Source organism: Streptomyces globisporus, assembly GCF_003501885.1.
GTDB lineage: Bacteria > Actinomycetota > Actinomycetes > Streptomycetales > Streptomycetaceae > Streptomyces > Streptomyces globisporus_D.
This window is the reverse complement of sequence record NZ_QWFA01000080.1, coordinates 1-24,343: the sequence shown is the minus strand read 5'-3', so window position 1 is coordinate 24,343 and position 24,343 is coordinate 1. Positions and strand designations below refer to the sequence as shown.

The 24,343-nt window shown below is 72.0% G+C and carries 28 protein-coding genes; 5 read left to right on the top strand and 23 right to left on the bottom strand.

Features of this window, described 5'->3' with window-relative positions:
- Positions 1-25: 25 nt before the first annotated feature.
- Both D3105_RS16830 and D3105_RS16825 read right to left on the bottom strand, forming a co-directional pair.
- Positions 26-217: a DUF6381 family protein gene (locus D3105_RS16830; RefSeq protein ID WP_118904007.1), complete on the bottom strand. Its 192-nt coding sequence runs from the start codon at positions 215-217 to the stop codon at positions 26-28.
- 124 nt (positions 218-341) lie between these two features.
- Complete coding sequence (locus tag D3105_RS16825; RefSeq protein ID WP_118904006.1) at positions 342-1,547, bottom strand: FUSC family protein; 1,206 nt, start codon at positions 1,545-1,547, stop codon at positions 342-344.
- Positions 1,548-1,674: 127 nt separating this feature from the next.
- On the opposite strand from D3105_RS16825, the gene D3105_RS16820 reads away from it, so the two are divergent.
- Together D3105_RS16820 and D3105_RS16815 are read left to right on the top strand one after the other, a co-directional pair.
- Positions 1,675-1,857, top strand: coding sequence for a DUF6480 family protein (locus tag D3105_RS16820; RefSeq protein WP_118904005.1), 183 nt, complete (start codon positions 1,675-1,677; stop codon positions 1,855-1,857).
- Complete coding sequence (locus D3105_RS16815) at positions 1,854-2,522, top strand: endonuclease (protein WP_118904004.1); 669 nt, start codon at positions 1,854-1,856, stop codon at positions 2,520-2,522. The genes D3105_RS16820 and D3105_RS16815 overlap by 4 nt, the downstream gene beginning before the upstream one ends.
- Before the next feature lie 67 nt (positions 2,523-2,589).
- Here D3105_RS16815 and D3105_RS16810 read toward each other — a convergent pair whose 3' ends face one another.
- Positions 2,590-2,769: a hypothetical protein gene (locus tag D3105_RS16810; RefSeq protein ID WP_118904008.1), complete on the bottom strand. Its 180-nt coding sequence runs from the start codon at positions 2,767-2,769 to the stop codon at positions 2,590-2,592.
- Between the two features lie 76 nt (positions 2,770-2,845).
- Entirely contained in the window at positions 2,846-3,235 is a 390-nt protein-coding gene (locus D3105_RS16805; RefSeq protein ID WP_118904003.1) for a hypothetical protein, read from the bottom strand.
- Between the two features lie 87 nt (positions 3,236-3,322).
- Between D3105_RS16805 and D3105_RS16800 the strand changes: the two genes are divergently transcribed.
- The gene (locus D3105_RS16800; protein WP_118904002.1) at positions 3,323-3,694 is read left to right on the top strand and encodes a DUF779 domain-containing protein; all 372 of its coding nucleotides are present in this window, start codon (positions 3,323-3,325) and stop codon (positions 3,692-3,694) included.
- 75 nt (positions 3,695-3,769) lie between these two features.
- Here D3105_RS16800 and D3105_RS16795 read toward each other — a convergent pair whose 3' ends face one another.
- From D3105_RS16795 to D3105_RS16775, 5 genes are all read right to left on the bottom strand, one after another.
- Entirely contained in the window at positions 3,770-4,510 is a 741-nt protein-coding gene (locus tag D3105_RS16795) for a hypothetical protein (RefSeq protein ID WP_118904001.1), read from the bottom strand.
- Positions 4,511-4,613: 103 nt separating this feature from the next.
- Positions 4,614-4,808 (bottom strand): hypothetical protein, encoded by a 195-nt coding sequence (locus D3105_RS16790; RefSeq protein WP_010059139.1) that lies wholly within the window; start codon positions 4,806-4,808, stop codon positions 4,614-4,616.
- 117 nt (positions 4,809-4,925) lie between these two features.
- Positions 4,926-5,804: a phosphatidylinositol-specific phospholipase C/glycerophosphodiester phosphodiesterase family protein gene (locus D3105_RS16785; RefSeq protein WP_118904000.1), complete on the bottom strand. Its 879-nt coding sequence runs from the start codon at positions 5,802-5,804 to the stop codon at positions 4,926-4,928.
- Positions 5,805-5,950: 146 nt separating this feature from the next.
- Positions 5,951-6,853, bottom strand: coding sequence for a serine hydrolase (locus D3105_RS16780; protein WP_118903999.1), 903 nt, complete (start codon positions 6,851-6,853; stop codon positions 5,951-5,953).
- Positions 6,850-7,752 carry a LysR family transcriptional regulator gene (locus D3105_RS16775; protein WP_118903998.1) on the bottom strand — a complete coding sequence of 301 codons (903 nt, stop codon included), beginning with the start codon at positions 7,750-7,752 and terminating at the stop codon, positions 6,850-6,852. The genes D3105_RS16780 and D3105_RS16775 overlap by 4 nt, the downstream gene beginning before the upstream one ends.
- Positions 7,753-7,917: 165 nt before the next feature.
- On the opposite strand from D3105_RS16775, the gene bla reads away from it, so the two are divergent.
- Positions 7,918-8,853, top strand: a complete 936-nt coding sequence (gene bla, locus D3105_RS16770) for a class A beta-lactamase (RefSeq protein ID WP_118903997.1) — start codon at positions 7,918-7,920, stop codon at positions 8,851-8,853.
- 18 nt (positions 8,854-8,871) lie between these two features.
- Here the strand turns inward: bla and D3105_RS16765 are convergent, their stop codons facing one another.
- The 9 genes from D3105_RS16765 to D3105_RS16725 form a co-directional block, all read right to left on the bottom strand.
- On the bottom strand, positions 8,872-9,555 hold the full coding sequence (locus D3105_RS16765; protein WP_118903996.1) for an ABC transporter ATP-binding protein: 684 nt from the start codon (positions 9,553-9,555) through the stop codon (positions 8,872-8,874).
- The gene (locus D3105_RS16760) at positions 9,548-10,480 is read right to left on the bottom strand and encodes an ABC transporter ATP-binding protein (RefSeq protein WP_240646933.1); all 933 of its coding nucleotides are present in this window, start codon (positions 10,478-10,480) and stop codon (positions 9,548-9,550) included. Before D3105_RS16760 ends, D3105_RS16765 begins: the two co-directional genes overlap by 8 nt.
- Positions 10,481-10,530: 50 nt before the next feature.
- The gene (locus D3105_RS16755) at positions 10,531-11,388 is read right to left on the bottom strand and encodes an ABC transporter permease (protein ID WP_118903994.1); all 858 of its coding nucleotides are present in this window, start codon (positions 11,386-11,388) and stop codon (positions 10,531-10,533) included.
- Positions 11,381-12,346: an ABC transporter permease gene (locus D3105_RS16750; protein ID WP_118903993.1), complete on the bottom strand. Its 966-nt coding sequence runs from the start codon at positions 12,344-12,346 to the stop codon at positions 11,381-11,383. The genes D3105_RS16755 and D3105_RS16750 overlap by 8 nt, the downstream gene beginning before the upstream one ends.
- Before the next feature lie 23 nt (positions 12,347-12,369).
- Positions 12,370-13,986 (bottom strand): ABC transporter substrate-binding protein, encoded by a 1,617-nt coding sequence (locus D3105_RS16745; protein WP_118903992.1) that lies wholly within the window; start codon positions 13,984-13,986, stop codon positions 12,370-12,372.
- Between the two features lie 115 nt (positions 13,987-14,101).
- A complete protein-coding gene (locus D3105_RS16740; RefSeq protein WP_118903991.1) occupies positions 14,102-14,938 on the bottom strand; it encodes a carbohydrate ABC transporter permease in 837 nt (278 codons plus the stop codon).
- A complete protein-coding gene (locus tag D3105_RS16735) occupies positions 14,935-15,915 on the bottom strand; it encodes a carbohydrate ABC transporter permease (RefSeq protein WP_118903990.1) in 981 nt (326 codons plus the stop codon). Before D3105_RS16735 ends, D3105_RS16740 begins: the two co-directional genes overlap by 4 nt.
- Before the next feature lies 1 nt (position 15,916).
- A complete protein-coding gene (locus D3105_RS16730; protein ID WP_118903989.1) occupies positions 15,917-17,224 on the bottom strand; it encodes an ABC transporter substrate-binding protein in 1,308 nt (435 codons plus the stop codon).
- Entirely contained in the window at positions 17,221-18,459 is a 1,239-nt protein-coding gene (locus tag D3105_RS16725) for an aminotransferase class V-fold PLP-dependent enzyme (RefSeq protein ID WP_118903988.1), read from the bottom strand. The genes D3105_RS16730 and D3105_RS16725 overlap by 4 nt, the downstream gene beginning before the upstream one ends.
- Before the next feature lie 207 nt (positions 18,460-18,666).
- On the opposite strand from D3105_RS16725, the gene D3105_RS16720 reads away from it, so the two are divergent.
- Positions 18,667-19,374 carry a FadR/GntR family transcriptional regulator gene (locus D3105_RS16720; protein ID WP_118903987.1) on the top strand — a complete coding sequence of 236 codons (708 nt, stop codon included), beginning with the start codon at positions 18,667-18,669 and terminating at the stop codon, positions 19,372-19,374.
- 80 nt (positions 19,375-19,454) lie between these two features.
- Here D3105_RS16720 and D3105_RS16715 read toward each other — a convergent pair whose 3' ends face one another.
- The 5 genes from D3105_RS16715 to D3105_RS16695 form a co-directional block, all read right to left on the bottom strand.
- On the bottom strand, positions 19,455-20,570 hold the full coding sequence (locus tag D3105_RS16715) for an acyl-CoA dehydrogenase family protein (protein ID WP_118903986.1): 1,116 nt from the start codon (positions 20,568-20,570) through the stop codon (positions 19,455-19,457).
- Positions 20,567-21,760: an acyl-CoA dehydrogenase family protein gene (locus D3105_RS16710; RefSeq protein WP_118903985.1), complete on the bottom strand. Its 1,194-nt coding sequence runs from the start codon at positions 21,758-21,760 to the stop codon at positions 20,567-20,569. Before D3105_RS16710 ends, D3105_RS16715 begins: the two co-directional genes overlap by 4 nt.
- Positions 21,757-22,722, bottom strand: coding sequence for an NADPH:quinone oxidoreductase family protein (locus tag D3105_RS16705; protein ID WP_118903984.1), 966 nt, complete (start codon positions 22,720-22,722; stop codon positions 21,757-21,759). Before D3105_RS16705 ends, D3105_RS16710 begins: the two co-directional genes overlap by 4 nt.
- 129 nt (positions 22,723-22,851) lie before the next feature.
- Positions 22,852-23,451 carry a helix-turn-helix domain-containing protein gene (locus tag D3105_RS16700; RefSeq protein ID WP_030717436.1) on the bottom strand — a complete coding sequence of 200 codons (600 nt, stop codon included), beginning with the start codon at positions 23,449-23,451 and terminating at the stop codon, positions 22,852-22,854.
- 63 nt (positions 23,452-23,514) lie between these two features.
- Entirely contained in the window at positions 23,515-24,249 is a 735-nt protein-coding gene (locus D3105_RS16695; protein WP_118903983.1) for a PIG-L deacetylase family protein, read from the bottom strand.
- Between the last annotated feature and the right edge of the window lie 94 nt (positions 24,250-24,343).

Sequence of the window (24,343 nt, the reverse complement as noted above, 5' to 3'; positions counted from 1 at the left end):
GGTGGGTGGGCAGGCGTCGGCGGGGCTACTTCTGGGGATAGATGTCCCCGGCTTCCATGGCGCTCTGCTGCTCGCTCCGGTCCCGGATCGACCGGGACTTCTTCTCCAGCCGCTCGCGTTCCTGGGGATCGCTCGCGCGCTCTGCCTCCTCGTGGAGCTGCTGGGCCTTCTCACGCATCTGCCGAGCCAGGTCGGCGGGTTCGTCCGAACCGCTCATCACCACTCCTTCGACGCCGGGTACGGGACCTCTGCCCCCAGCGAACCAGCGACCGGCCGCCTCCGCATCCCGCGTGGCCGGGGCCGTATCGCCGGAATCGGCGGTGGAGCCGCGGCGCGGGCGGTCAGGCCGGCTGCCGCCCGAGTCGCCGTACGAGCGCGCGCAGCCGGGGGTGGCGCGCGTGCGCCTCCCCCGAGCGGCGGTCCAGCTCCTCGCCGAGCCGTTTGGTGCGCTCCTCGATGTCGAGCTCGGCCAGCACCCGGTCGATCTCGGCGAGCAGGGCGCCATGCAGCTGCCACTGGCGCGGGTGCTCCTGGACGTCCTCCAGCAGCAGGTCGGCGACCCGGTCGCGGGTGGCGCGGCTGCGGACGAGTGCGTCGGCGAGCCGTTCCTCGGCCGCCTCAGCGTCGGCGGCGAGCTGGGTGGTGACCAGGACGGCGAAGCTCTCGATGGCCTCGGCGAGGCGGCCGAAGAGTTCCTGGAGCAGGTCCGACACGTCGGCGGGGAAGAGCGACTCCTCGGTGCGGGCCTTCGCCAGGTCCGTGAGGGTGCGGGAGAGGACGCGGAGGACGACGGCGCAGATCTCCAGGGTGTCGAGTCCGGTGCGCAGGACGACCCGGTGCAGCAGTCCTTGTCTCACCCTGGGGTTGAGGGTGAGACTTTCCTCCGCCTGGCGCAGGGAGGCGTCGACCTCCACGATGTCGTGGTCGAGCCTGCGGGCCTCGTGCGGCCGGGCGGCGGCCCGGGAGACGGGGTTGTTCCCGACGACCTCCTCGCCCATGCTGCGCAGCATCGTGCCCATCCGGGCGGCCAGCGACTCGATGGAGGACCCGGCCGAGCCGACCCAGACGGGCGGGGCGAGCAGCAGGTTGAACAGGAGCCCGACCACCGCGCCGATCAGCGTCTCCCACACCCGGTCCCAGGCGGTGTCGGCGACCTGGGAGACGCCGAGGACGAGCATCGCGCTGATCGCCACCTCGGGCACGAACTCGTTGACCCGGACCAGCCGCCCGATCAGCAGCGAGGTGAAGATGGTGAGGCCGAGGCTCCACCAGCTCAGCCCCACCAGGGAGCTGAAGCCGATGGCGATGAGGACGCCGACGATGACCGAGTTCACCCTGCGGATGCCGGTCGTGAGGGTCGCGTAGAGGGTCACCTGGACGACCAGGAGCGCGGTGAGGGGCGCGGTGAGCGGGGCCGGTTCGGGCAGGAGCCAGACGGCCACGGAGTAGGCGATGACGGCGGCGGCCGTCGAGCGCAACGTCTGCACCCCGGCGGGTTCGGTGGTGCGCTGCACGAGCTTGACGACGGGGGCGGAGACTCGGGGCATTCCTTGACGGTGCCCCGATTCGCCCCGCCGCAGCGCTCCCTGCGGCCGGGCTCCGCCGTACGGCCCCGCATCCGGGTGCGGGGCCGTACGGCGTGCGCGGGGCCGTGGTCGGAGAGACCCTGGACACATGGCTGTACTAGTGAATCCCCCAGGAGAGACACCGCCGGCCGAGGGTTCCATCAGCGAGGCCCACGAGGAACGGGCGGACGGAGGGCTGTGGGAGCACCCGGGCGTCTGGACCTCCCTGATCGTGCTGGGAGCGCTCGTGGTCGCCGGATTCTTCCTCGCCCGCATCTTCGGTTACGGATGACCGGCACGGTGTCCGCATCGGCGCGCCGGATCACCGACGCGCTGCTGGAGGAGTGCGGGCGGACGTATGCGGCGGAGGCGGGGATCCGGTTGCGCGACACCCCGCAGCCGCTCTACCAGCTTCTGGTGCTGAGCCATCTGCTGAGCGCCCGGATCCGTGCCCCGGTCGCCGTGGCCGCCGCGCGGGCGCTGTTCGCGCACGGGATGCGCACCCCTCGCCGGATGGCGGACGCGACCTGGCAGCAGCGCGTGGACGCGCTGGGCGAGGGCGGTTACCGCCGCTACGACGAGCGGACCTCCACCCAGCTCGGGGAGGGCGCCCACCTCGTCCTCGACGTCTGGAAGGGCGACCTGCGCCGGCTGCGCGCGGAGGCGGACGGCGACACGGGGGTGTTGCGGGCGGGGCTTCAGCGCGTCCCGGGGATCGGCCCGGCGGGGGCGGACATCTTCGTACGCGAGGTACAGGCCGTATGGCCGGAGACCGGGTTCTGGGTCGGTGCCAAAGGGCTTCAGGGGGCCGAGCGCCTCGGTCTGCCGACCTCTGGTGATCGGCTCCTCGACGTGGCGCGCGGCCGGGACCGGGCCGCGTTCGCCGCTGCGCTGGTCAGGGCGGCGCTCGACCGGGAGACCGCCGAGACGGTCCGGGAGTCGGCCCTCGCCCGGTAGTGACGGCCGTGCCGCCTCGCGAAGGCGCTCGGGCCGTACGGTGACGGCACGGGCGCCTCGCCCACTCTCAGCGGCCGGAAGCAGCCCGCGACCCGCGTGCCAGGGCCTCCTCGCGGCGGGCCTCGGCCTGTTCCCTCCTGCCTTCGGCCTTCAGCCGCTCGTTCTCGAGGGCGATGCCGTCCGATTCCTTGATCATGCCTCTGAGCCTCCGCGCCTTGGCGCGGGCTATCTCGGTGCTCTTTCCCACAGCTGCCTCCATGCCGCGAGGGAGATACGCGCTTCCTCCCTCCACTATGCATACGCGCGCCGGGAAACGCAGGGGGCTACAGCAGCGGATTGTCGTCTTCGTCCGGTCCGCCGCCCTCGACCCGCAGCGCGAGGTCCTGGAGGACGTCGGCCGACGACACGTCGGTCTGCCCGGAGTCATGGACCTGGGCGAGCATCGTGAACGCGAGGGTGAAGGCGCTCACGAGCTGTTCGACCGCGCCGCCGACCTCGCGCCCGACGACGGCGACCACCTCCTCGACGGAGAAGTCGTCGGGGATGGCGATGTGGGGCATCGTCTCGTTCAGCAGGGCGGTGACGGCGCCCGCTCCCGCGTCCAGATCTTCCCGTTCGAGGTCCGCCTCCAGCAGACGCTGCATTTCGCGCGCCTCTGTGAGGATGCCGATCACGCGCTTCACGACTTCCCGTTGCTCCATGGCCGCGAGCATAGGGTGTGCAACCCGGTCGCAACGTCCGGTCGAGTTGACTTGCGTCCGGTTGTCGCAGCGCTGCCGCGGCCGGAAAGGGGCAGGTCCATGGAGTGTGACCCGAAATCACCCGCCGTCGAGCTGACGCCCGCCGCGGCCGGTCTGCTGCGGCGGCTGCGGGCGGACCACGGTCCGTTGATGTTCCATCAGTCGGGCGGCTGCTGCGACGGCAGCGCGCCGATGTGCTATCCGGCGGGTGAGTTCCGCACCGGGGACGCCGATGTGCTGCTGGCGGAACTCGCCCTCGAAGGCCTGGCCGAAAGGGTGCCTTTCTGGATGTCGCGGAGCCAGTACGCGGTGTGGGCCCACACCCGGTTGATCGTGGACGTGGTGGAGGGCCGCGGCAGCGGCTTCTCGCTGGAGGCCCCGGAAGGGGTGCGCTTCCTCACCCGTTCCCGCCTGGTGGACCGGAACGGATGAGGAGGCGTACTGACCGTCAGGCGGTGTCGCGGGCGGCGAATCTGCCGCAACGTGCCCGTGCCGGGGCGGGGTTCCTCAGCGCTGCGGGCGCTTCGGGCGGGAGCGGTTGTCCTTCATGGCCCGCCGGATCTCCGCGGCGGTGGAGCGTGCGTGCTCCGAGGTCGCCGTGTGGTCGGCGACCGAGGTGACGAAGCGGTGCAGGGGTTGCCGGCAGTGGGCGCACGGCGCGTCGGTCGTGAGGTGGTAGCCGTCCTCGCAGAGCGGGTCGGTGCAGGAGCCGGGCCGCAGGAGCTGTTCGGCGATGTCCTGGGCGCTCCACCGGCGACGGCCGTCCTCGTCCAGCTCACCCAGCGCGTGGGCCCAGCGCAGGTTCCAGCGCCGTTCGATGCGCTCGCGGAGCTGGGCGGCGCTGCGGACGGCGATCTCCTGGTGGATGAGGTCGTGGACGGTGCTGGGCACCCTGCCCCCGAGGGCCTGGAGGAGCTGGTGCGGCAGGGCCTGGAGGACATAGCCGCGGGGGTTGCTCCGGGCGTTCTCCCGCCAGCGGTCGCAGGAGCAGGAGCCGTCGGGGCGCCGGGGTGCGTGGCAGCGGCCGCACAGTCCGCGGCACTCGGCGCACAGCCCGCCGTCGAGGCCGTCCAGATGGGGCGCGGGGGCCCGGCCGCACTCGTGGCAGCAGGCGGCGCACGGTCCGCAGAGCCGCTCGTTGCCCGCCTTGGTCGTCCAGGTCCGCATCTGGCACCGGCAGCACAGGGCGGTGTTGCAGTACTCGTGGTGGGCGGCGCCCGAGTGCCGGCCGGAGGGCGGGAAAGACATCTGCCCATTGTGCGGGATGCCCGGTGCGGATGCGGACGGTCCCCACACGGTCCCTCTTACGGGATCGGTGGCGGCGCCGTACGGAACGCGGTGGCGGGGCCCGTCAGGGGTGCAGGCTGCTGACCAGGTCGGCGGTGGCCCCGACGCCGTCGTGGATGGTCGGCGCCATGCTCGTACCGGCCAGGAAGAAGCCCAGCAGGAGGCAGACCAGGGCGTGCGAGACCTTCAGTCCGCCGTTGCGCAGAAAGATCACCGCGAGGATCACCAGGAGCAGCACCAGTGAGATCGAAACAGCCATGACCAGCCTCCTCCGCCGCGCCTGATTTGCGGCTTTCGGCCGCCAGTGTGGCGCAGCGGAGGGGCCGTTCGGCGCACTGGCGTGTCCGCCGAACGGGTACTTCCGGGAGGTCGCGCGTTACGGGGTCGGCACGGTGTTCCGCCCGGCGCGCAGAAACTTCTCGAGCCCCGCCAGGTCGTCGGTGTTGAGGTGGTCGACCCCGGCGGCGAGCAGTTCGGACCAGACGGACTCGCGTTCGGGGCCCGCGACGTCCGGGGTGGCCCAGAAGCGGATGCGGCGGCCTTCGCGGTGGGCGGTGGTGACGAGGGTGCGGAGCCGGTCGCGCTCGGCCCGGGGGAAGGGGCCCGCGCCGAGCCAGCTGAAGCTCTGGGTCCAGTTGGCGCTGACGAGCGGGGCGAAGGAGGCGGGGGCCGGGGTGCCGAGGTCGTCGAGGCGGCCGTCGTAGAAGGCGAGGCGGGTGCGCTGGGCCTCCATGGGGGCCCGGGCGGTGCGGTCGCCGGAGATGACGGCGGTGACGGGCTTGGGGACGACGCGGCCGTGCTGGTAGCGGGTGAGCATGCGCTGGTGGCGGCGCAGTTGCCGATCCAGCTCGTGGTAGGCGGCGACGCCGTCGGCCTTGATGTCGATGAGGAGTTGCAGCGGGGCCCGGTGGTGCGGGTGGACGCTGCCGTGCCCGGCGCGGACGAGGGCGGCGAGCGGGTCCAGGTAGAGGGAGGCGAGGGTACGGGTGGGGTCGAGGGTGGCGGGTTCGTGGGCGACGAGCAGTTCGCCGTCGACCAGGAAGATGTCCGCCTCGACGCTGGTGAAGCCGTGGGCCAGCGCGTCGTGCAGGGGACGCGGGTGGAGGTAGTCGTTGTGCGCGTGGGCGTGGCGTAACGGACGCGGGCCGCGCGGGCGGGCGGGTGCGGCGGCCGCCGTCGCGGCGGGGACGGCGACGCCCGCGGCGGCGGTGGCGAGGGCGACGGTGAGCGCGCGGCGGCGGGTGAGGTGGGCCATGGGGACTCCCTGAGCGGCGGACGGGGTCGCGTCGAGTATGGGGGCGCGACCGATCTTCCGTCAGGTACCTGACAGGTGTTCGGCGATGTTTCACGCCGTGGCCACCTCGGGGCCGTGTTGCCGGTGGGAGACGACCGGCGGAAGACCTACAGCTGTCGGAGATGGTCGCGCAGCCGCCGGGCGGCTTCGGCCATCAGTCCGTCGGCGCCCGGCTGTGCGCCGGCCGGGACCGACGACTCGGTCAGGACGGCGACGGCGAAGGTCTGTCCGTCGGCGTGCTCCACGACGCCGATCTCATGCCTCAGGTTCAGCAGGGTGCCCGTCTTGGAGGACCACCGGCTCGCGTCGGAACTGAAGTCGGGGGTCAGCCGATGGCGCAGCACGTTGTGGGCCAGGAGACCGCGCAGCCGTTCGGCCACTTCCGGATGGATCTTCGACGGGGTCCACACGGCCTGGAGGAGGTCGACGAAGGAGCGTGCGCTGCCGGTGTTGGCGCGGGTCGTGTCGAGCTGGGGCACCCGGTGGCCGCGGCCGCTGGTGCCCGCGTCGATGGCCAGCGCGTGGGCGAGGTGCACCTGGTCGGCGTCGAAACGCTCCACGGGCGTGTCGAACAGCTCCTCCGTGCGGTGCCGGACCGTGATCCCGCGCAGGCCGGCCTCCCGGAGGAGTTCGGCGACCCGGGCGGGCGGAGTGAGGTCGAACAGCGCGTCGGCCGCCGTCCCGTCGCTCAGGCAGGTGCTGAGGTAGAGCAGGTCGTCGATCGCGATCCGGGCGGGGTGCCGGAAGCGGCTGAGCCCGGTCGGGCCCGGCGTGGTGACGCCCCCGGGCGCCACGTCCAGCAGGGTCGCGCCGTCCAGCTCGCCGCGCCGGATGCGTTCGAGCGTGGCGAGCGCGAGCGGAACCTTGACCAGGGAGGCCGACGGCAGGTCCGTGTCCGGCTCGATGCCCAGCTCCTCCCCCGTGGCCAGGTCCCGTACCAGCAGGCACGCGCGCAGGCCGCCTTCGGACAGCCGGGCACGCACGTCCCGCACCAGGGCCTCGGTGTTCATGCCGCCTTCCCTCCCCCGGCGCCGGCCGGGTCGTCCGCGCCCAGACAGCGGACGACGGCCTCGCCCAGCCGCGCCTCCATGGGCAGGGGGTTGCCGTCCGCCACGACCGTGAGGGCGTAGCCCCGGCGCGGCGTCATCTCTCCGATGGGGTGCCAGGCCAGGGCGAGTTCTTCCGCCTGGGCCCGGGAGCACAGCAGCAGGTCGTCGGAGCAGAGGACTTCGGCCGCGGCGGCGGTCAGGTCCGGAGCGGCGAGAACCTGCGCGGGCCGCAGGCCGACCGCGTCGCGCAGCCGCGTCAGGGGGTCGCGGATGTGCGGTACGTCGTCCTCCGGCTGGATCCAGATACGGCGGGCCGGGCCCGGCGCACCGCGTCCGAGCCGCAGTGTCTCGACGTAGATCCGCCGCACCCCGCCGTCCCGCGCCCCGGCCAGCCCCAGCGGCACGGACCAGGGCGCCCCTTCCGCGGGTACGGCGAGGAGAGCGGCGCGCACCTGCTGGGCCTGGATGAGCTCCCTGCGGCGCGCCGGTCCGGCGGGCCGCAGGTCGAGCCGGACGCCGTGCCCCCGTGCCTCGGCGACCAGGTGCGCGAGGGCGGACGCGGAGCAGATGGCGGGGACGGCCAGTCGCCAGGGCTTGTCCTTGACGGCTTCGGCCTCCTCCACCAGCACGTCGGCCGCCTGGACGAGCTGTCTGGCGGCGGCCAGCATGTCGCGCCCGAAAGGGGTGAGCACCGCCCGCCGCGACGTGCGTTCGAACAACTGTTCGCCGAAGCGCTCCTCCAGGGCCGCGACCCGGCGGCTCGCCACCGACTGGGACATCCCCGCCGCGGCCGCCCCGTCGGTGAAGCCGCCGTACTCGCTGACGCTGACGAACGCCCGACATGCTCCGACCAGATCCACACCCCGAGCCTATGCGGTTTCGGCATGGAAACGCGCATGAGCGTATTGGACCGCATGACCGGCGGGGACGAAAGTGGCGTCGGCAGGCATGATCACAAACCGGGATGGAGTCATGCGGCCCCGTCCCCGATGCGCTCCGCTCCGGAGCGCCAGGAGGTATCGCCCATGCATCACCCCCGCGTCAGGACCGCCGTCACCGGTCTGGTCGCCGCGCTGTCCCTCGCCCCGCTGGCGGCCTGCGGGCAGAGCGACTCCACCGCGCCGCCCTCCTCCGCCAAGCCCGCCGCGAGCACGACGGCCTCCGCTGCCGCCGCGCGGCCGTACACCGGCGACTTCAAGGAGTTGGAGCGGAAGTTCGACGCGCGGCTCGGCGTCTACGCGATCGACACCGGCACCGGACGCGAGGTGACCCACAACGACCGGGGGCGCTTCGCCTACAACTCCACCTTCAAGGCGCTCCAGGCCGCGGTCGTGCTCTCCACCTACTCCCTGGACGGCATGGACAAGCGGGTGACCTACACCCGCGAGGACCTGGTCGCCCACTCCCCGGTGACCGAGAAGCACGTGGACACCGGCATGACGCTGAAGGAGCTGTGCGACGCCTCCGTGCGCTACAGCGACAACACCGCGGCCAACCTCCTCTTCGACCACGTCGGCGGGCCCAAGGGCCTGGACGCCTCGCTGGAGAAGCTCGGCGACGACGTCACACGGATGGACCGGGAGGAGCCGGAGCTGAGCCGCTGGGTCCCCGGCGAGAAGAGGGACACCTCCACGCCCCGGGCGCTGGCCGGGGATCTGCGCGCGTTCGTCCTGGGCAAGGCCCTGCGCGCACCCGAGCGGGCGCAGCTGACGACGTGGCTGCGGACCAACACCACCGGGGACGCGGTGATCAGGGCGGGTGTGCCGAAGAACTGGGTCGTGGGCGACAAGACCGGGACCGGCAGCTACTACGGGGCCCGCAACGACATCGCCGTGGTGTGGCCCCCGGACTCCGCGCCCATCGTGATCGCCATCCTGTCGCACCGCGGTACGAAGGACGCGGAGCCGGACGACCGGCTGATCGCCGAAGCAGCCTCCGTGGTCGTCGACTCGCTGTCCTAGTGGTTCACCCGCCGCGGTTCACCCGGCGGCCGCGGCCGGTGCCTTCTCGGTGTCGCGCTCGTCCCAGCGGACCGTACGGTCGCACCAGCGCTCCAGCAGCACCCGGTCGTGGCCGACGGCCAGCAGGGCCGCCCCGGACTCGGCGCGGTAGCGCTCGACGACGGCGACCAGGGCGGCCGTGGTGGAGGCGTCGAGCATCGCGGTCATCTCGTCGCAGATCAGCAACCGGGGCCGCAGCACCAGGGCCCGGGCGAGGCAGGCCCGCTGGAGCTGGCCGTCGCTCACCGCGTGCGGCCGGCGCTCCAGCAGCTCGTCGGAGAGACCGACCAGCGGGGCCAGTTCCGCCACCCGCTCGGGGACGTCCCGGCGGCGGCCGGTGGACCGCAGCGGCTGGGCGATCAGTTCGCGCAGGCTGAGGCGGGGGTCGGCGGAGAGCCGGGGCTGCTGGAAGACGACGCCGACGGCGGTGCGCTGCTCGCGCGGGGCCCGGTGCCGCCAGCCGCGTATCACCGTGCCGTCGAGGGTCATGGTTCCGGCGTCCGGGCGGTGCAGGAGGGCGGCGACCTTGGCCAGGGTGGACTTGCCGCAGCCGCTGGGGCCCAGCAGCCCGACCGCCTCGCCCGCACCGACGTGCAGGGACACGTCGCGGACGACGGGTTCGTGGCGGTCGTAGCCGGCGGTGATCCGGGTCAGCTCAAGCATCGGCGGGCTCCTTCGTCGGGGAGGGTGCCCGTCCGGTCGGCCCGTGGTGGCAGGCCAGGCCCGCCGTGAAGGCCGGGCGTTCGCCGGTGCAGCGGGCGTCGGCGTAGGCGCAGCGGTCGGCGAAGGCGCAGCCGTCGGGCAGGGCCCCCAGTTCCGGCGGTATCCCGGGGATCGGGGTGAACTCCCGCTCGGGCAGGGCGTCCAGCAGGCCCTTGGCGTACGGGTGGCGGGGGCCGGGTGCGCCGAAGAAGGTCTCCGCGTCCGCGATCTCGACGATCCGGCCCGCGTACATGACGGCGACCCGGTCGGCGATGCGTTCGGCGGCGGCCAGGTCGTGGGTGATGATCAGCAGGGCCCGGCCCTCGTCGGTGTGGCGGCGCAGTTCGTCCACGGTCCGCTCGACGAGGTCCCGGTCGAGTCCGGTGGTCGGTTCGTCGGCGAGCAGCAGCGGGGCGTCGCCGATCAACGCCAGGGCGGTCGCGGCGCGCTGGGCGAGGCCGCCGGAGAGCTCGTGCGGGTAGCGGTCGAGGTGGCCTTCGGGGAACGAGGCCCGGGCGGCGGCCGCCACGCCGGCCTTCGGCAGCTCGCCGCCCCGCGCTCCGGTCAGCTCGCGCAGGCTCTCCTCCAGCTGGGCCCGGACGGTGCGCACGGGGGTCAGGTGGGCGGCGGGGCTCTGCGGTACGAGGCCGATGCGCCGGCCCCGTACGGTGCGGGCGAGGGTGCGTTCGCCGGCGGTGAGCAGGTCCGTGTCCCCGGCGAGCAGCGCGCTGCCGGTGGTCCGGGCGTTGGCGGGCAGCAGGCCGAGCAGGGCGGAAGCCAGGACGGACTTGCCGCAGCCGCTCTCGCCGACCAGGGCGAGGCACTCCCCCGGCGCGACGGAGAAGCGGGCGTCGGTGACGGCGGCGATGTCCCGGCCGCCGCGCATGCGGAAGCGGACGGAGAGGTCCCGGACGTCCAGGACAGGGGGCTCGGCGGTCACAGCATCAGCTCCGATTTCCGGCGCGGGTTGATCCGGTCGCGCCAGGCTCCGGCGAGTCCCGCGAGCGCGAGGGTCGGGATGATCAGGAAGAGGCCGGGGAAGAGGGTGGGCCACCAGTCGCCCGCGAGCAGCGAACCGCGCGCGGACTGGACGAGGTTGCCGAGGCTCGCCTGGTGGGCCGGGAGGCCGAGCCCGAGGAAGGACAGCGCTGACTCGTGCCACATGGCGTGCGGCACCATCAGCACCGCCGCCAGGCCCGCCTGCGGCAGCACGCCGGGCAGCAGATGACGGACGATCACCCGGGTGCGGGAGGCGCCACCGGAGACGGCCGCGTCGATGAAGGGGCGCGAGCGCAGCGAGAGCACTTCGGAGCGGACGATCCGGGCGGTGGAGATCCAGTGCGTCAGGGCGACCGAGACGATCACCGGCCAGACGCCGGGCCGGAACATCGCGACGATGAAGATGCCGAGCAGCAGGTGCGGGATGGAGGACAGGGCGTCCACGACGCGCATCACGACCCGGTCCGTCCAGCCGCCGAACGCCCCGGCGAGCGCGCCGATCGCGGTGCCGATGACGGTGGCGGTGAGGGCGGCGACCAGGCCGACGAGCAGGGATACGCGCAGCCCGTAGACGCAGCGCAGCAGGAGGTCGCGGCCGACGTCGTCGGTGCCGAACGGGTGGGCGAGGGATGGCGGATCGAGCTTGTTCGCCAGGTCGACGGCCTGCTGGTCGAGCTGGGCCAGCGGCGGGACGACGAGGACGGCGAGCGCGACGGCAGTGACGATCACCGCCGAGGTGACGACCCGGACGCGGCGGGTGGCGCGCCCGGGCTGGGCGAGTGCGGTCTCAGCCATCGAAGGCCACCCGGGGGTCGGCGAGTCCGTAGAGGAGGTCGGAGAGCAGGTTGCCGAGCAGGACGGCGGCCGTGGCGAGCACCGTGAGCGCGGCGAGCAGGGAGAAGTCCACCGAGGTGGCGGCCTGGACGGTGGCGGCGGCGATGCCGGGCCAGCTGAAGACCGTCTCGACGAGCAGCGCGCCGGTGATGAGTTCGGGGACGCGGGAGCCGATCAGGGTGAGCATCGGCAGCATCCCGGAGCGCAGGGCGTGGCCGAGGAGCACGGTGCGTTCGCTCAGTCCCCGGGCGCGGGCGCCGCGGACCGGGTCCTCGGCCAGCGCGTCGGCGACCCCTTGGCGTACGTACAGGAAGAACCACGGCAGCTGGGAGATGCCGAGGACCGCCGCGGGCAGCACCAGGTGGGAGGCGACCTGGCCGAAGGTGACGACGTCGCTGGCGGCGTCGGTGAGCCCGCCGGCCGGCAGGACGTCGAGCTTCAGGGCGAAGAACCAGATGGCGAGCAGCCCGAGCCAGAAGGCGGGGGCGGCTTCCAGGGTGTACGCGACGGAGCTGACGCAGCGGTCGAGCCAGCCGCCGGGCCTGCGGGCGGCCAGGACGCCGAGTCCGGTGCCGAGGAGGATCGCGACGAGGAAGGCGGTGGCGGCGAGCAGGACGGACCAGCCCATGCGTTCGGCGATGACGTCCGCGACGGGCTGGCGCATCACGCTGGAGTCGCCGAAGTCGCCTTGGACGGCGGAGGTCAGCCAGTCCCACCAGCGGGCCACCAGCGGCTGGTCGACGCCGAGGTTGGCCCGCAGCTGGTCGAGGTTCTCCTGCGATGCGGTGAGCCCGGCGGTGCCCGCATAGGCCTTGACCGGGTCGAAGGGGGACGCGGCGGCGACGGCGAAGACGCCGAAGGTGACGACGCCGAGAACGGGGACGGCGAACAGGGCCCGCCGTCCCGCCATCCGCGCCATCGGCCCCCAGGGGAGGCGGCGGCTCACTGCTTCGCGTCCCCGGTGTTCCCGGTGGACCACTTCTCGACGTTCCACCAGGGGCCGGAGGCCAGCCCGTGGTCGTGCGGCTCGACCTGGGTGGTGAGGGCGCCGAAGCGGTCGTCGACGACGTAGAGGTGGTCGATGTGGGTGAGGAAGGTGTAGCCCGGGTTCTTCACAAGCTCGCGCTGGACGGTGTCGTACGCCTTCTTCCGCTCGGCCTTGTCCCCGCTCTTGCGGCCGGCCTCGATCGCCGCGTCGACGGCCTTGTTGTCGTACCAGGCCATGTTGTTGAAGCCGTCGCCGGCGAGGGAGGACTTGAGCAGGGTGTACTGGTCGAAGTCGGGGTCGGCCGGGGAGCCGCCGCCCGCGAGCACCGCGTCATGCTTCATACGGGGCTCGATGACCTCCCAGGTCCCGGCCTCGGTGCGGATGTCGATGCCCGCCTTCTTGGCGTCGGAGGCGTAGGCGAGGGCGTGCTCCTGGCGGAGCTTGTCACCGCTGAGGTACCAGAGGGGGAAGGTGGCGCGCACCCCGTCCTTGACGCGGACGCCGTCCTTGCCGGGCTTCCATCCGGCCTCGTCCAGGATCTTCTTCGCCGCGGCGAGGTCGTGCGTGCGCTCGGTGCCCTTGGTGAACCACTCGCTGTCGGTGGGGACCGGGCCGTAGGCGGGCTTGCCGCTGCCGTTGAGGATGGCGTCGACCATCGCCTGCCGGTCGACCGCCACATCGAGGGCGCGGCGCACGGCGGTGTCGCCCGCGACCTTGTTGTTGGTGGGCAACGTCACCGTGCGGTAGTCGTAGCTGTTCGCCGCGTAGGTCTTCTTGGCCTTGTCGTCGGCGAAGCCCTTGGCGAGGTTGGGCGGCAGGATCGCGCCGTCGAGGTCGCCGGAGCGCAGCCGGGTGGCGCGCACGTCGTCGTCCTTGATGATCGCCATGGTGAACTTCTTCACCTCGGGTGCGCCGCCCCAGTAGTCGGGGTTGGCGGTGAAGCTGAGCTTCTCGCCCTTGGACCACTTGGTCAGGACGTAGGGACCGGTACCGACCGGCTCGGTGGTGAAGGCCCCGGTGTTGACGTCCTGCCGGCCCGCGATGTGCTCGGGGGCGATGGGCAGGACGGTGCGCTGGGCGAACGGCGCGTAGGGGTACTTGAGCGTGAAGACGACCGTGTCCTCGCCCTGCGCCGTGACGTCCTTGACGGCGTCCAACTCGGTGCGGGAGGGGTTGTTGGTCTTCTCGTCGAGGATGGTGCGGTAGGTGAAGACGACGTCCTTGGCGCCGAACGCCTTGCCGTCGCTGAACTTCACGCCCTGGCGCAGCTTGTACGTGTACGTCAGGCCGTCGGCGCTGACCTCGGGGAGCTGGGCGGCGAGGGCGGGGCGGAGCTTCATGTCCACGTCCAGGGCGAGCAGCCCGTCGAAGATCTTGGAGTTGCCGTCCTTGCCGTAGCCGAGCAGCGGGCTCAGGCTGTCGGGCTCGTAGGCGATGCCGACGACGGCCGAGGTGGAGCCGGACCCGGATCCGCTCTTGGCGCTGTCCGGGTTCGAGCAGGCCGCCGCGGTCAGGGACAGGGCGGTCGCCAGTGTGGCGGCGACCGCCACCCGTATCGATCGGGCCGTCATACTCTGCACATCCCTATTCAAGATCGACTGTAATTGCGAGCACTACGCAATTAAACAGCACGCTCCGTCGCCGCACTTCTTCGGCCTGTGATGGCGGCGACGGCCCTGGCCGGGGTCACCCCTTGACGGCACCCGCGGTGAGGCCCTGCACGATGTGGCGACTGGCGAAGGCGAACAGCACCATGGTCGGGAGGATCGTCAGGACGGCGGCCGCGGACATCGAGCCCCAGTCGATGTTGAAGCTGGAGATGAACCCGTTGAGAGCCGTCGGCACGGTCTTGTTGTCGTCGCTGTTCATCAGCGTGACCGACAGGAAGAGCTCGTTCCAGCAGTTGACGAAGTTGAAGATGAAGGCTGCCACGATGCCCGGCTTCATCACGGGCAGCAGCACCCGGAACAGTGCGCCGAGCCGTGAGCAGCCGTCGATCATGGCCGCCTCCTCGAGGGTGTCCGGGATGTTCGCGAAGAATCCGCGGAGCATGACCGTGCAGAACGGGATGCAGACCGCGATGTAGACGAGGACGAGTCCGAGCCGGTTGTCGACGAGCCGCAGGTCGGTCATCAGCAGGTACAGCGGCCCCAGCGCGATGAAGCTGGGGATCATCTGGGTGACCAGGGCGGCCATCAGCAGTGCGGTCTTGGTCCGGAACTCGAACCGGGCCAGTACGTAGGCCGAGAGCATCGAGATCACGGTCGCCACGGTCCCGGCCACCGCCGACACGATCAGGCTGTTGAGGAGATAGGTGCCGAACCGGGACGCGCCGAACAGGCCGGAGTAGTTCTCGAGGGAGAAGTCCTCGGGCCAGTACGCGAGGGGGAAGGTGAAGATGTCGCCGGCGGGCTTGAAGGACGTGATGGTGATCCAGTACAGCGGGAAGATCGTGAAGATCAGCCAGAGCGTGAGGAAGCCGATCCTCGCGGCCTTGCCGGCCCGGGACTCGCGGGTGTTCACCGCCGCACCCCCTTCTCTTCGGTGGCCGTGAGGTAGAAGACGGAGAAGAGCAGGAGCCCGGCGACGATCAGCAGCCCGAGGGCGGACGCCCTGCCGTAGTCGCCCTGCTGCATGATCGTGATCATCCAGGTGGTGACGATGTGCGTCTCGTTGTTCGGACCGCCGCCCGTGGTGCCGAAGATGATGTCCGGGAAGTTGAAGATCCAGATCACCCGCAGCAGCACCGTGAGGGCCAGCGTCGCCCGGATGTAGGGGATGGTGATCCGAAAGAGGGTGCGCACCTTCCCGGCGCCGTCGAGCGCGGCGGCTTCGTAGATCTCGTCGGGGATCGACTGCAGCGCCGCGAGGATCATGATCGCGAAGAAGGTCACCCCGTACCAGATGTTGGCGACGATGATCGCGACCATGGCCGTCTTGGGGTCGGCCAGCCAGGCCACCGGTTCGTCGATCAGCGACGCCTTCATCAGCAGATCGTTGACGACGCCGAACTCACTGTTGAACATCCAGCGGAACAGGATCCCGATCAGGAAGCCGGAGATCGCCCAGGGGAAGAAGATCAGCGCCTGGTAGAGACCGCGGAAGCGGAAGCGCCGTCGTAGCCACAGGGCCAGCGCGAAACCGATGACCAGCTGGGGCACGATCGAGGCGACCACCCAGAGGGCGGTGTTGCTCAGTACGGTGCCCCACAGCGGGTCGCCGAAGATGGCCTTGAAGTTGCCGAATCCGACGAAGGACGTGTCGGTCAGGTCGGAGAGGTTCCAGTGGCGGAAGGCCATCTGGCTTCCGGCGATCATCGGGTAGTAGGTGAAGAACGCCACGAAGAGAGCCGCCGGCGTCATGAACGCCGCGATGGTCAGGCCTCGGCGCGTCGTGAACTCCCGCTTGCGCCGCCCGCCTTCCGCCGGCTGCGCCCGGCGCGGGCCCCCGGAGCGTCGCCGGACCTTCTCCGGGGGCGGTGGAGCCGTACCTGCGCGCATGTCAGCTCTTCTCGCTCTTCCGCTTGGCGGTCCAGTACGCGTCCCAGTCGGCGAGGAGCTGTTCCTGCGTCATCTTGCCGAGGAGGACGCGCTGGACGTCCGCGTCGGCCTTCTGCGTCCACTCGGTGAACCACGGCACGTCCCGGGGCTGGGTGGCGGTGAGATACCGGTCCGGGTTCTCGTTCATCGTGACGTAGCTGGCCCAGGGGCCGGTCTTGTAGAAGGAGTCCTCGGCCGCCTCCTTCAGGATCGGGACGAGGCTGTTCTCCTGGGCGAACGTGGTCGACGCTTCGCCCTCCGACAGGAACTCGACCAGCTTCACGGCCTCCGCCGTGTGCTTGCTCCCCTTGGCCACGCCCCACCCCGCGGTGGCCAGCGGCTGTACGGCCTTTCCGCCCGGGCCGGCGAGGAGCGGAGCGGTGGTCCACTGTTCCTCCGTGATCGCCTTGGACTTCCGCAGGGTGGCGATCACCTCGGGGTCCTGGAGGAGGAACGCCGTGGATCCGTTGGAGAAGCCCTCGACCATCTCGGGATAGCCCCAGGCCACGGAGGACGGGGGTGCGGCCTTCTTGAAGATCTCGATGTACGTCTTGAGCGCCTCGGCCGCTTCCGGCGCGGAGAAGATCGTGCTGCCGTCGGTCAGCCGGTAGCCGTCGGCGGGGTCGATGCGGTCGGCGACGTACGCCTCGATGACCGCGGTGACGTTGCTGACGGCGTTGGGCCCGCCCCGGAAGGCGTAGCCGTAGCGCCGCTTGGCCTTGTCCTGGACGGCGCTCGCCTGCTGGAGGAGTTCGTCCCAGGTGCCGGGCGGCTTGTCGTACCCGGCCTCGGCTATGAGGTCCTTCCGGTAGAAGAGGCTGAGCCCGTAGAAGCCGTACGGCACGAAGTACGTGCGGCCCTCTTCGTCCTTGGCGGCCTCGGCGGCGTTCTCGGTGAGCTGCTGCCAGCCGGACCAGCCCTTGAGGTCCGGACCCATGTCGTGGAGCCACTTGTTGTTCGACCAGGGGCCGACCGTGATGTCCCTGACCTCCACGGTGTCGACCCCGCTGCCGGACTGGAGCATCTGCTGAATCTTCTGGTCCGCCTGCGCGGTCGGCGGCGACACCAGGTTCACCTTGATCGTGGGGTTCTGCTTCTCGAAGTCGCCGATGAGCTGCTGCAGCAGTTCCGTGCGCGCGGGGTTGGTCAGGCTCTCGACCATGTTCAGGGTGACCGTTCCGTCGCCGGATCCGCCGCCCATGGCGGAGCAGCCGGTCGCCGTCAGTCCGAGGGCCAGGCCCAGAGCGACGACCGTGTTCCTGCGTTTCATCGAAGTCCTCCGTGGGTTTCGTTGCGGGACCAAGCGCCGAGTGCGGGGACGCAGTGTTCGGCGAAGTACTCGAAGTCGGCGGCCGTGTTGTACACGTGCGTCGACAGACGCAGGTAGCCGACGCCGCCGAAGCTGGTGAACGCGGCCGCCACGCCCAGCTCCCTCGCCACCCGGTCGCGGAGCGCGTCGGCCTCGGGATGGGTGGCGGCGAGCGGGGCGGGAAGGCGTACGAGTCGCAGGGCGCCGACCGGCATGCCGACGTCGACGCGGCAGTCCTCGCCGGTGAGTTCGCAGAACGCCTCGGCCACGATCCGCTCCGCGTAGTCCGCCAGCTCCTCCATGTAGGTGCGGGCGGTCTCCCATCCCCAGGTGTCGCCCACGAAGTCGAGCGCGGTGGAGGCCGCCAGATAGCTGGTGGCGTCCACGGTGCCCTGGATGTCGAACCGTTCGGGGAAGGGGTCGCGGGCGCCCCAGGAGTCGATGAGGGGGAAGAGGCTGTCGCGCAGGGAGGTACGCGCGACCAGCGCTGCCGTGCCTCGCGGGGCGCAGCCGAACTTGTGCAGGTTGCCGACCCAGATGTCGCAGTCGACTCCGGCGAGGGGGTCGGCCGCGAGCCCGGGCACATGGGCTCCGTCCACGAGGACGGGGACACCCCGGCGGCGCGCTTCGGCGGCGATGCGCCCGACGGGCATCCAGCGGGCTGTCGCCGAGGTGATGTGGTCGATCACGACGAGGCCGGTCGCCTCGCCGATCGCGGCGGTCACGCACGCGTACGCGGTGTCCTCGTCGGCGTCGAGCGGGACGTGGGCCGTACGCACGGTGCCGCCCCATCGCCGGGCGAGGCGTTCCGCCCCCATGGTGACCGCGCCGTAGCCGTGATCGGTGACCAGCACTTCCCCGCCGGGACATGCCGGAAGGCTGTTGTAGGCGACGCTCGCGCCGGCGCTGGCGTTGGGGACGAGGGCGAGGTCGTCGACCGCGACTCCGAGGAAGCCGGCCAGCGTGCTCCGCGCGGCCGCGATCTTCCCCGGCAGAGCGGGAAACCACTGCACGGGTGACGCCTCCATCAGTCGGCGCTGACGGTCCTGCTCCCGCTGGGCCACGAGCGGCACGGCACCGAACGATCCGTGGTTCAGGTGCTTGACCGCCGGATCGAGGGACCAGGCGGCGGCGGCCGGGCGGCCGTCGGGAAGGGCCAGTGGCGGGGGTGCGGGGACGAGGTCGATGGTGGGCACAGAACTCCCAGAAACGGCAGGACATCAGACATGGACGAGAAGAGGTGTGATGACTTGGCCGGAATACTGCCCTCCCCCCGCTCGATGGGCAAGAGTTCGACGTAAGTTATCCAATGACTTGTGATTACGTTGCGATGACATACGACGACTCGCCTAAACTGACGCCCTGCTCGGCATGACACCGGGCCGATACGGAGAGAGGCCCCGATGTCCGCAGTCGACAAGGCGTTCCACGGCCTGCGCCGGATGATCTCCAGTGGCCGCCTCGCGGCCGGCCAGCGGTTCCCACCGGAAGCGGACCTCTGCGAGGAGCTCGGGGTCTCCCGGGGATCGCTGCGGGAGGCGGTGCGGATGCTGGCGGCGCTGGGGGCGGCCGAGGCGCGGCACGGATCGGGGACGTACGTCTCGGCGCTGCGGCCGGAGGATCTGCTCGGGCGGCTGTCCCTGACCGTCGAACTACTGCCCCTGGACGGCTTGTTGGAGCTCTTCGAGATCCGGCGGGTACTGGAGTCGCACGTGATGGCCCAGGCCGCCGCCCGGATCACCCCGGAGGAGCTGGCGACCCTCCAGGGCTGGCTGGAGACGATCGAGGCCAGTGAGGACCCGGCGGAGTTCGCCGACTACGACCACCGGTTCCACGCGGAGATCGCCCGCATCGGCGGCAGCCCCTCCATGGAGGCGCTGCTCACGGTCTTCCGGTCCCGGTCCCGGCACTACCGCGTGTTCGCACTGCCGGAGGGCCCGGAGTTCAAGCGCGCGGGCGACGAGGACCATCGGGCGATCGTCGCCGCCCTGGCGAACCGCGATCCGGCCGCAGCGGCGAGCGCGGCGGCCGCGCACATCGCCCGCAGTGAACGCTGGCTGAGCGCCACCCGCCCTCCGGTGACCGAGGACGCGGCAAAGGACCCCGCCTGAGGGGACGCGGACGGCCCCGGAGGCCCACCGCGACAAGTGCGGCGGGCTTCCGGGGCCGGAGGATGATCCGAGCGGAGGCGCTACGGTGCCGGCAGCTCCGCCAGCTCCGCGACGGCCTGGCGGTGACTGCCCGCCGAGCCGTACGCCAGAGAGTCCGCCTTGGCGCGCTTGAGGTACAGGTGCGCGGGGTGCTCCCAGGTCATGCCGATCCCGCCGTGCAGCTGGACGCACTCCTCGGCGGCGTGCACGGCGACGCCCGAGCAATACGCCTGGGCCACCGCGACGGCGAGCGGGGCGTCGGGGCTACCGGTGGCCAGCGCGTCGGCGGCGTTGCGGGCGGCGGCGCGGGCAGAGACGACCTCCAGCCAGAGCTGTGCCATCCGGTGCTTGAGCGCCTGGAACGATCCGACCGGCCGGTTGAACTGGTGGCGTTCGCGGGTGTGGCGGACGGTCTCGGTCAGACACCATTCGGCGATCCCGAGCTGTTCGGAGGCGAGCAGTCCGGCCCCGGCGAGCAGTCCGCGCCGTACGGCGGTGGCGCCGGCGTCCGCGTCGGCCAGCAGGGTCCCGGTCGCCCCGGTCAGGGTGACGGCGGCGAGCGGGCGGGTCAGGTCGAGCGGGACGAGCGATTCCACGGCGACCCCGGGGCCCGAGGTCTCGACCGCGTAAAGCCCTTCGGCGGTCGGCACCAGCAGGACGTCGGCGGCCGCCGCGTCGGCGATGCCCCGGACCGTTCCGTCGAGCGCGGCGAGGACCGGCCCCGCGCCGGCGGGCGGGGTCGCGAAGGGTACGGCGAGCACGGCCGTACGGGCGCCCGAGGCCAGTTCGCCGAGAAGGGCTGCGGCCGGTCCGTCCACGGCGGCCGACGCCAGCAGGGTCTCGGTGGCCACGACGGAGCTGGTCAGATAGGGGGCGGGGGCGACGCTGCGGCCCAGCTCCTCCACGACCACGGCGGCCTCGCGGTGGGACGCGCCCTGACCGCCGAGCTTCTCGGGGACGAGGAGTCCGGCCGCGCCGATGTCGGCGGCCAGCGAGGACCACAGCCGCGGGTCGTACGGCGTGTCGGACTCGGTGGCGGCGATCACCGTCGGCGCGGCGGCCCGGTCGGCGAGGAGGGCGCGCACGGCCAAGCGGAGGTCCTCCTCGTCCTGCGAGTAGAGCAGGTCGGGGGTGGCGGCGGGGGTGGGCACGGTCATCGGCTCAGGTCCTTCCAGGCGACGTCCTTGTCGTTGCGGGGCTCGGCGGGCAGCCCGAGGACGCGTTCGGCCACGATGTTCAGCAGGACCTCGCTGGTGCCGCCCTCGATGGAGTTGCCCTTGGAGCGCAGATAGCGGTAGCCGGCGTCCCGTCCGGTGAAGTCGACCAGCTCCGGGCGGACCATGGTCCATTCGCTGTACAACAGGCCCTCGTCGCCGAGGAGTTCGACCTCCAGGCCGCTGATCTCCTGGTTGAGGCGGGCGAAGGCGAGCTTCATGCCCGAGCCCTCGGGTCCGGGCTGTCCGGCGACGAGTTGCTGGCGCAGCCGCTCGCCGGTGAGCCGGGCGACCTCGGCCTCGACCCAGAGGGTCAGCAGGCGCTGGTGGGTGTCGGGGGTGCGCAGCTCGGGGCGTTCGCGCCAGGTCTTCGCGACCGGGCCGATCATGCCGCCCTCGCGGGGGATGCGGGAGCCGCCGATGGAGACGCGCTCGTTCATCAGGGTGGTCTGGGCGACCTTCCACCCCTCGCCGACGGGTCCGAGCCGGTGGCTGTCGGGGATGCGTACGCCGGTGAGGAAGACCTCGTTGAACTCGGCCTCGCCGGTGATCTGGCGCAGCGGCCGGACCTCGACGCCGGGGTCGGTCATGTCGCAGATGAAGTAGCTGATGCCCCGGTGCTTGGGCAGGTCCGGGTCGGTGCGGGCGATGAGGATGGCCCAGCGGGCCAGATGGGCGCTGGACGTCCAGACCTTCTGGCCGTCGACGATCCAGTCGCCGGTCTCGTCCCTCACGGCCCGGGTGGCCAGGGCCGCCAGGTCGGACCCGGCGCCCGGCTCGCTGAACAGCTGGCACCAGACCTCCTCGCCGACCCAGAGCGGGCGCAGGAAGCGGCGCTTCTGCTCGTCGGTCCCGAAGCCGAGGATGGTGGGCGCGGCCATGCCGAGGCCGATGCCGATGCGGCGCGGGTCGTTGTCCGGCGCGTCGGCGGCGGCGAGTTCGGCGTCGGCGACCTGCTGGAGGGAGCGGGGCGCGTCGAGCCCGCCGAGGCCCACCGGGTGGTGGACCCAGGCGAGTCCGGCGTCGAAGCGGGCCTTCAGGAAGTCGGTGCGGCCGGTGGTGGCGGGCGGGTGCGAGGCGAGCAGCTCGCGGGTGCGGCGGCGGACCTCGGCGGCGTCGACTGCGGGGCTCATCGGGCGCCTCCGGGCAGGACGACGATGCGGCCGGTGCTGGTGCCGTCGGCGACGCGCTGGACGGCGTCGGCCGCTCGGGCCATCGCGACGCGCTCACTGACCAGGGGTTTGACGATGCCCTGCTCGGCGAGTTTGGTCAGCTCGTCGTGGCAGGCGCGGACGGCGGCCGGGTCCTTGGTGTTGTACAGGCCCCAGTGCAGTCCGACGACGGAGTAGTTCTTCACCAAGGCGTGGTTGAGGCCCGGGGTGGGGATGACGCCGCTGGCGAAGCCGACGACGAGGATGCGCCCCTCGAAGGCGACGCACTTGGCGGACTTGGCGTACGCGTCGCCGCCGACCGGGTCGTAGACGACGTCCGCGCCGCGCCCGCCGGTGGCCTCCTTCACGGCGGCGACGATGTCCTCGCTCCGCCGGTCGATGACCAGGTCGCAGCCGAGCTCGCGGGCGACGGCCGCCTTGTCGGGGCCGCCGACGACGCCGATGACCTTCGCACCCGCGGCTTTGCCGAGCTGGACGGCGGCGCTGCCGACGCCGCCGGCCGCCGCGTGGACGAGGAGGGTCTCGCCGGGCTGGAGGTGGGCGCGGCGGTGCAGGCCGAACCAGCCGGTCTGGTAGCCGATGTGCAGGGCGGCCGCTTCGGCGTCGTCCAGGGCGTCGGGGGCGGGCAGCAGGGCCGCCTCGTCCGCGACCACGTACTCCGCGAAGCCGCCGTGGGGCAGGGCGGGGGTGGCGAGGACCCGCCGCCCGTCCTCGGTGGTGCCGCACACCTCGACGCCCGGGGTGAACGGTAGCGGCGGCCGCACCTGGTACTGGCCCCGGCAGAGCAGGGCGTCGGGGAAGTTGACGTTCGCCGCGCGGACCTCGACGAGCACCTGCCCGTCGCCGGGCGTGGGCCGGCCCGTCTCCTCCAGCCGCATCACCTCGCCCGGCTCGCCGTTCCGGTGTACTCGCCATGCCTGCATGAGGGGCCTCCACAACACTGTCGGCTTCAACCGCCGAAGCGGTCGGCATTACCACTGCTGCGCCGCATACTAAGCGGTCGCTTGCCGATCTGGGAACACCCCGTCCGCGGCCTCGGAAGGCTTCTGGCCTCAGCCGCGCTTGGGCTTCGCCCGTACGTGCATGCGCTCGCCCTGCGGGCCGAAGAGGCTGAGGAACTCCACCCTCTCGTCCTCGGCCGGGCCGAACCAGTGCGGCAGCCGGGTGTCGAACTCGGCCGCCTCCCCGGGCTCCAGCACCAGATCGTGTTCGGCCAGGAGCAGCCGCAGTTTCCCGGAGAGCACGAACAGCCACTCGTACCCCTCGTGCGTGCGCTGCTCCGGCGGGCCGCCGCTGCCCGGCTCCTGGATCAGCTTGTACGCCTGGAGGCCGCCCGGCCGGGCGGTCAGCGGCAGCATGGTCCGGCCGTGCTGCACGATCGGCTTGGCCCGCACCCGGGGGTCGCCGACCGGTGCGGCGCCCACGAGGTCGTCGAGCGGCACCTCGTGGGCGCGGGCGATCGGCAGCATCAGTTCGAGGCTGGGGCGGCGGCCGCCGGACTCCAGCCGGGAGAGCGTGGAGACGGAGATGCCGGTGGCGGCCGAGAGGGCGGCGAGGGTGACCCCGCGGTCCTTGCGCAGTCGGCGCAGCCGGGGGCCGACGCCGGAGAGGACGGACTCCAGTTCCGGATCGTCCCGGTCGTGTTCCTTCATCCACACATTGCAGAATCGGCAAGCCGCATTGTCAACCGGACAAACCCTCGGCCGTGAACGGGTCTACTGCGCGAAGACCTCGAAGGTGACCGCGGGCCGGCCGCCGAACTGCTCGGCGGCAGCCTCGACCATGCCCGTGAGGAAGGTCCGGCAGTACCGCTCCGGGTCCTCCTGGGTCAGCGCCTCGATGTACGTACGGTGCTCCAGCAGGGACCGGACCGAGCGTTCGAGGCCGGCCGTCGCGTCGACCGCGTGGGTGGGCCGGTCGCTGCCCGCCACGGCGGTCCAGCGCACCCCGCCCCACGGCTCAAGTCCCTGCTCGCCGAGTTCCGGGAAGATCCAGCGGTTGCCCGCGTCGGCGACGGCGTCCAGGGTGGCGCGCCCGACCGCACGGTGGTCGGGGGTGTTCCAGGCGACACCGCCCCAGGTGTCCCGGTGGTTGAGGGTGACGACCAGTTGGGGGCGGTGACGGCGGATGGCCGCGGCGATGTCGCGGCGCAGCCCGGTGCCGTACTCGATGACGCCGTCGCGGTGGTCCAGGAATTCCACCGTGCGTACGCCGACGACGGCGGCGCTCGCCCGCTGCTCCCGCTCGCGCACCGGTGCGCACTCCTCGGGCGGCAGGGTGTCGATCCCGGCCTCGCCGCGGCTGGCGAGGAGGTAGACGACCTCGCGCCCGCCGTCGGTCCACTCGGCCACGGCTGCGGCCGCCCCGTACTCCAGGTCGTCGGGGTGGGCGACCACGGCCAGGGCGCGCTGCCAGTCGCCGGGCATGGGCTCGAGTCGCTGCGGCGTCATACGGGCAGGCTACCTCCGGCTCCGGCGGCAGGCGTGCGACGCTGGAGTCCGGCCGAACGAAAGGACCCGCCCCGTGCCCAGCCCCGCTTCCCTC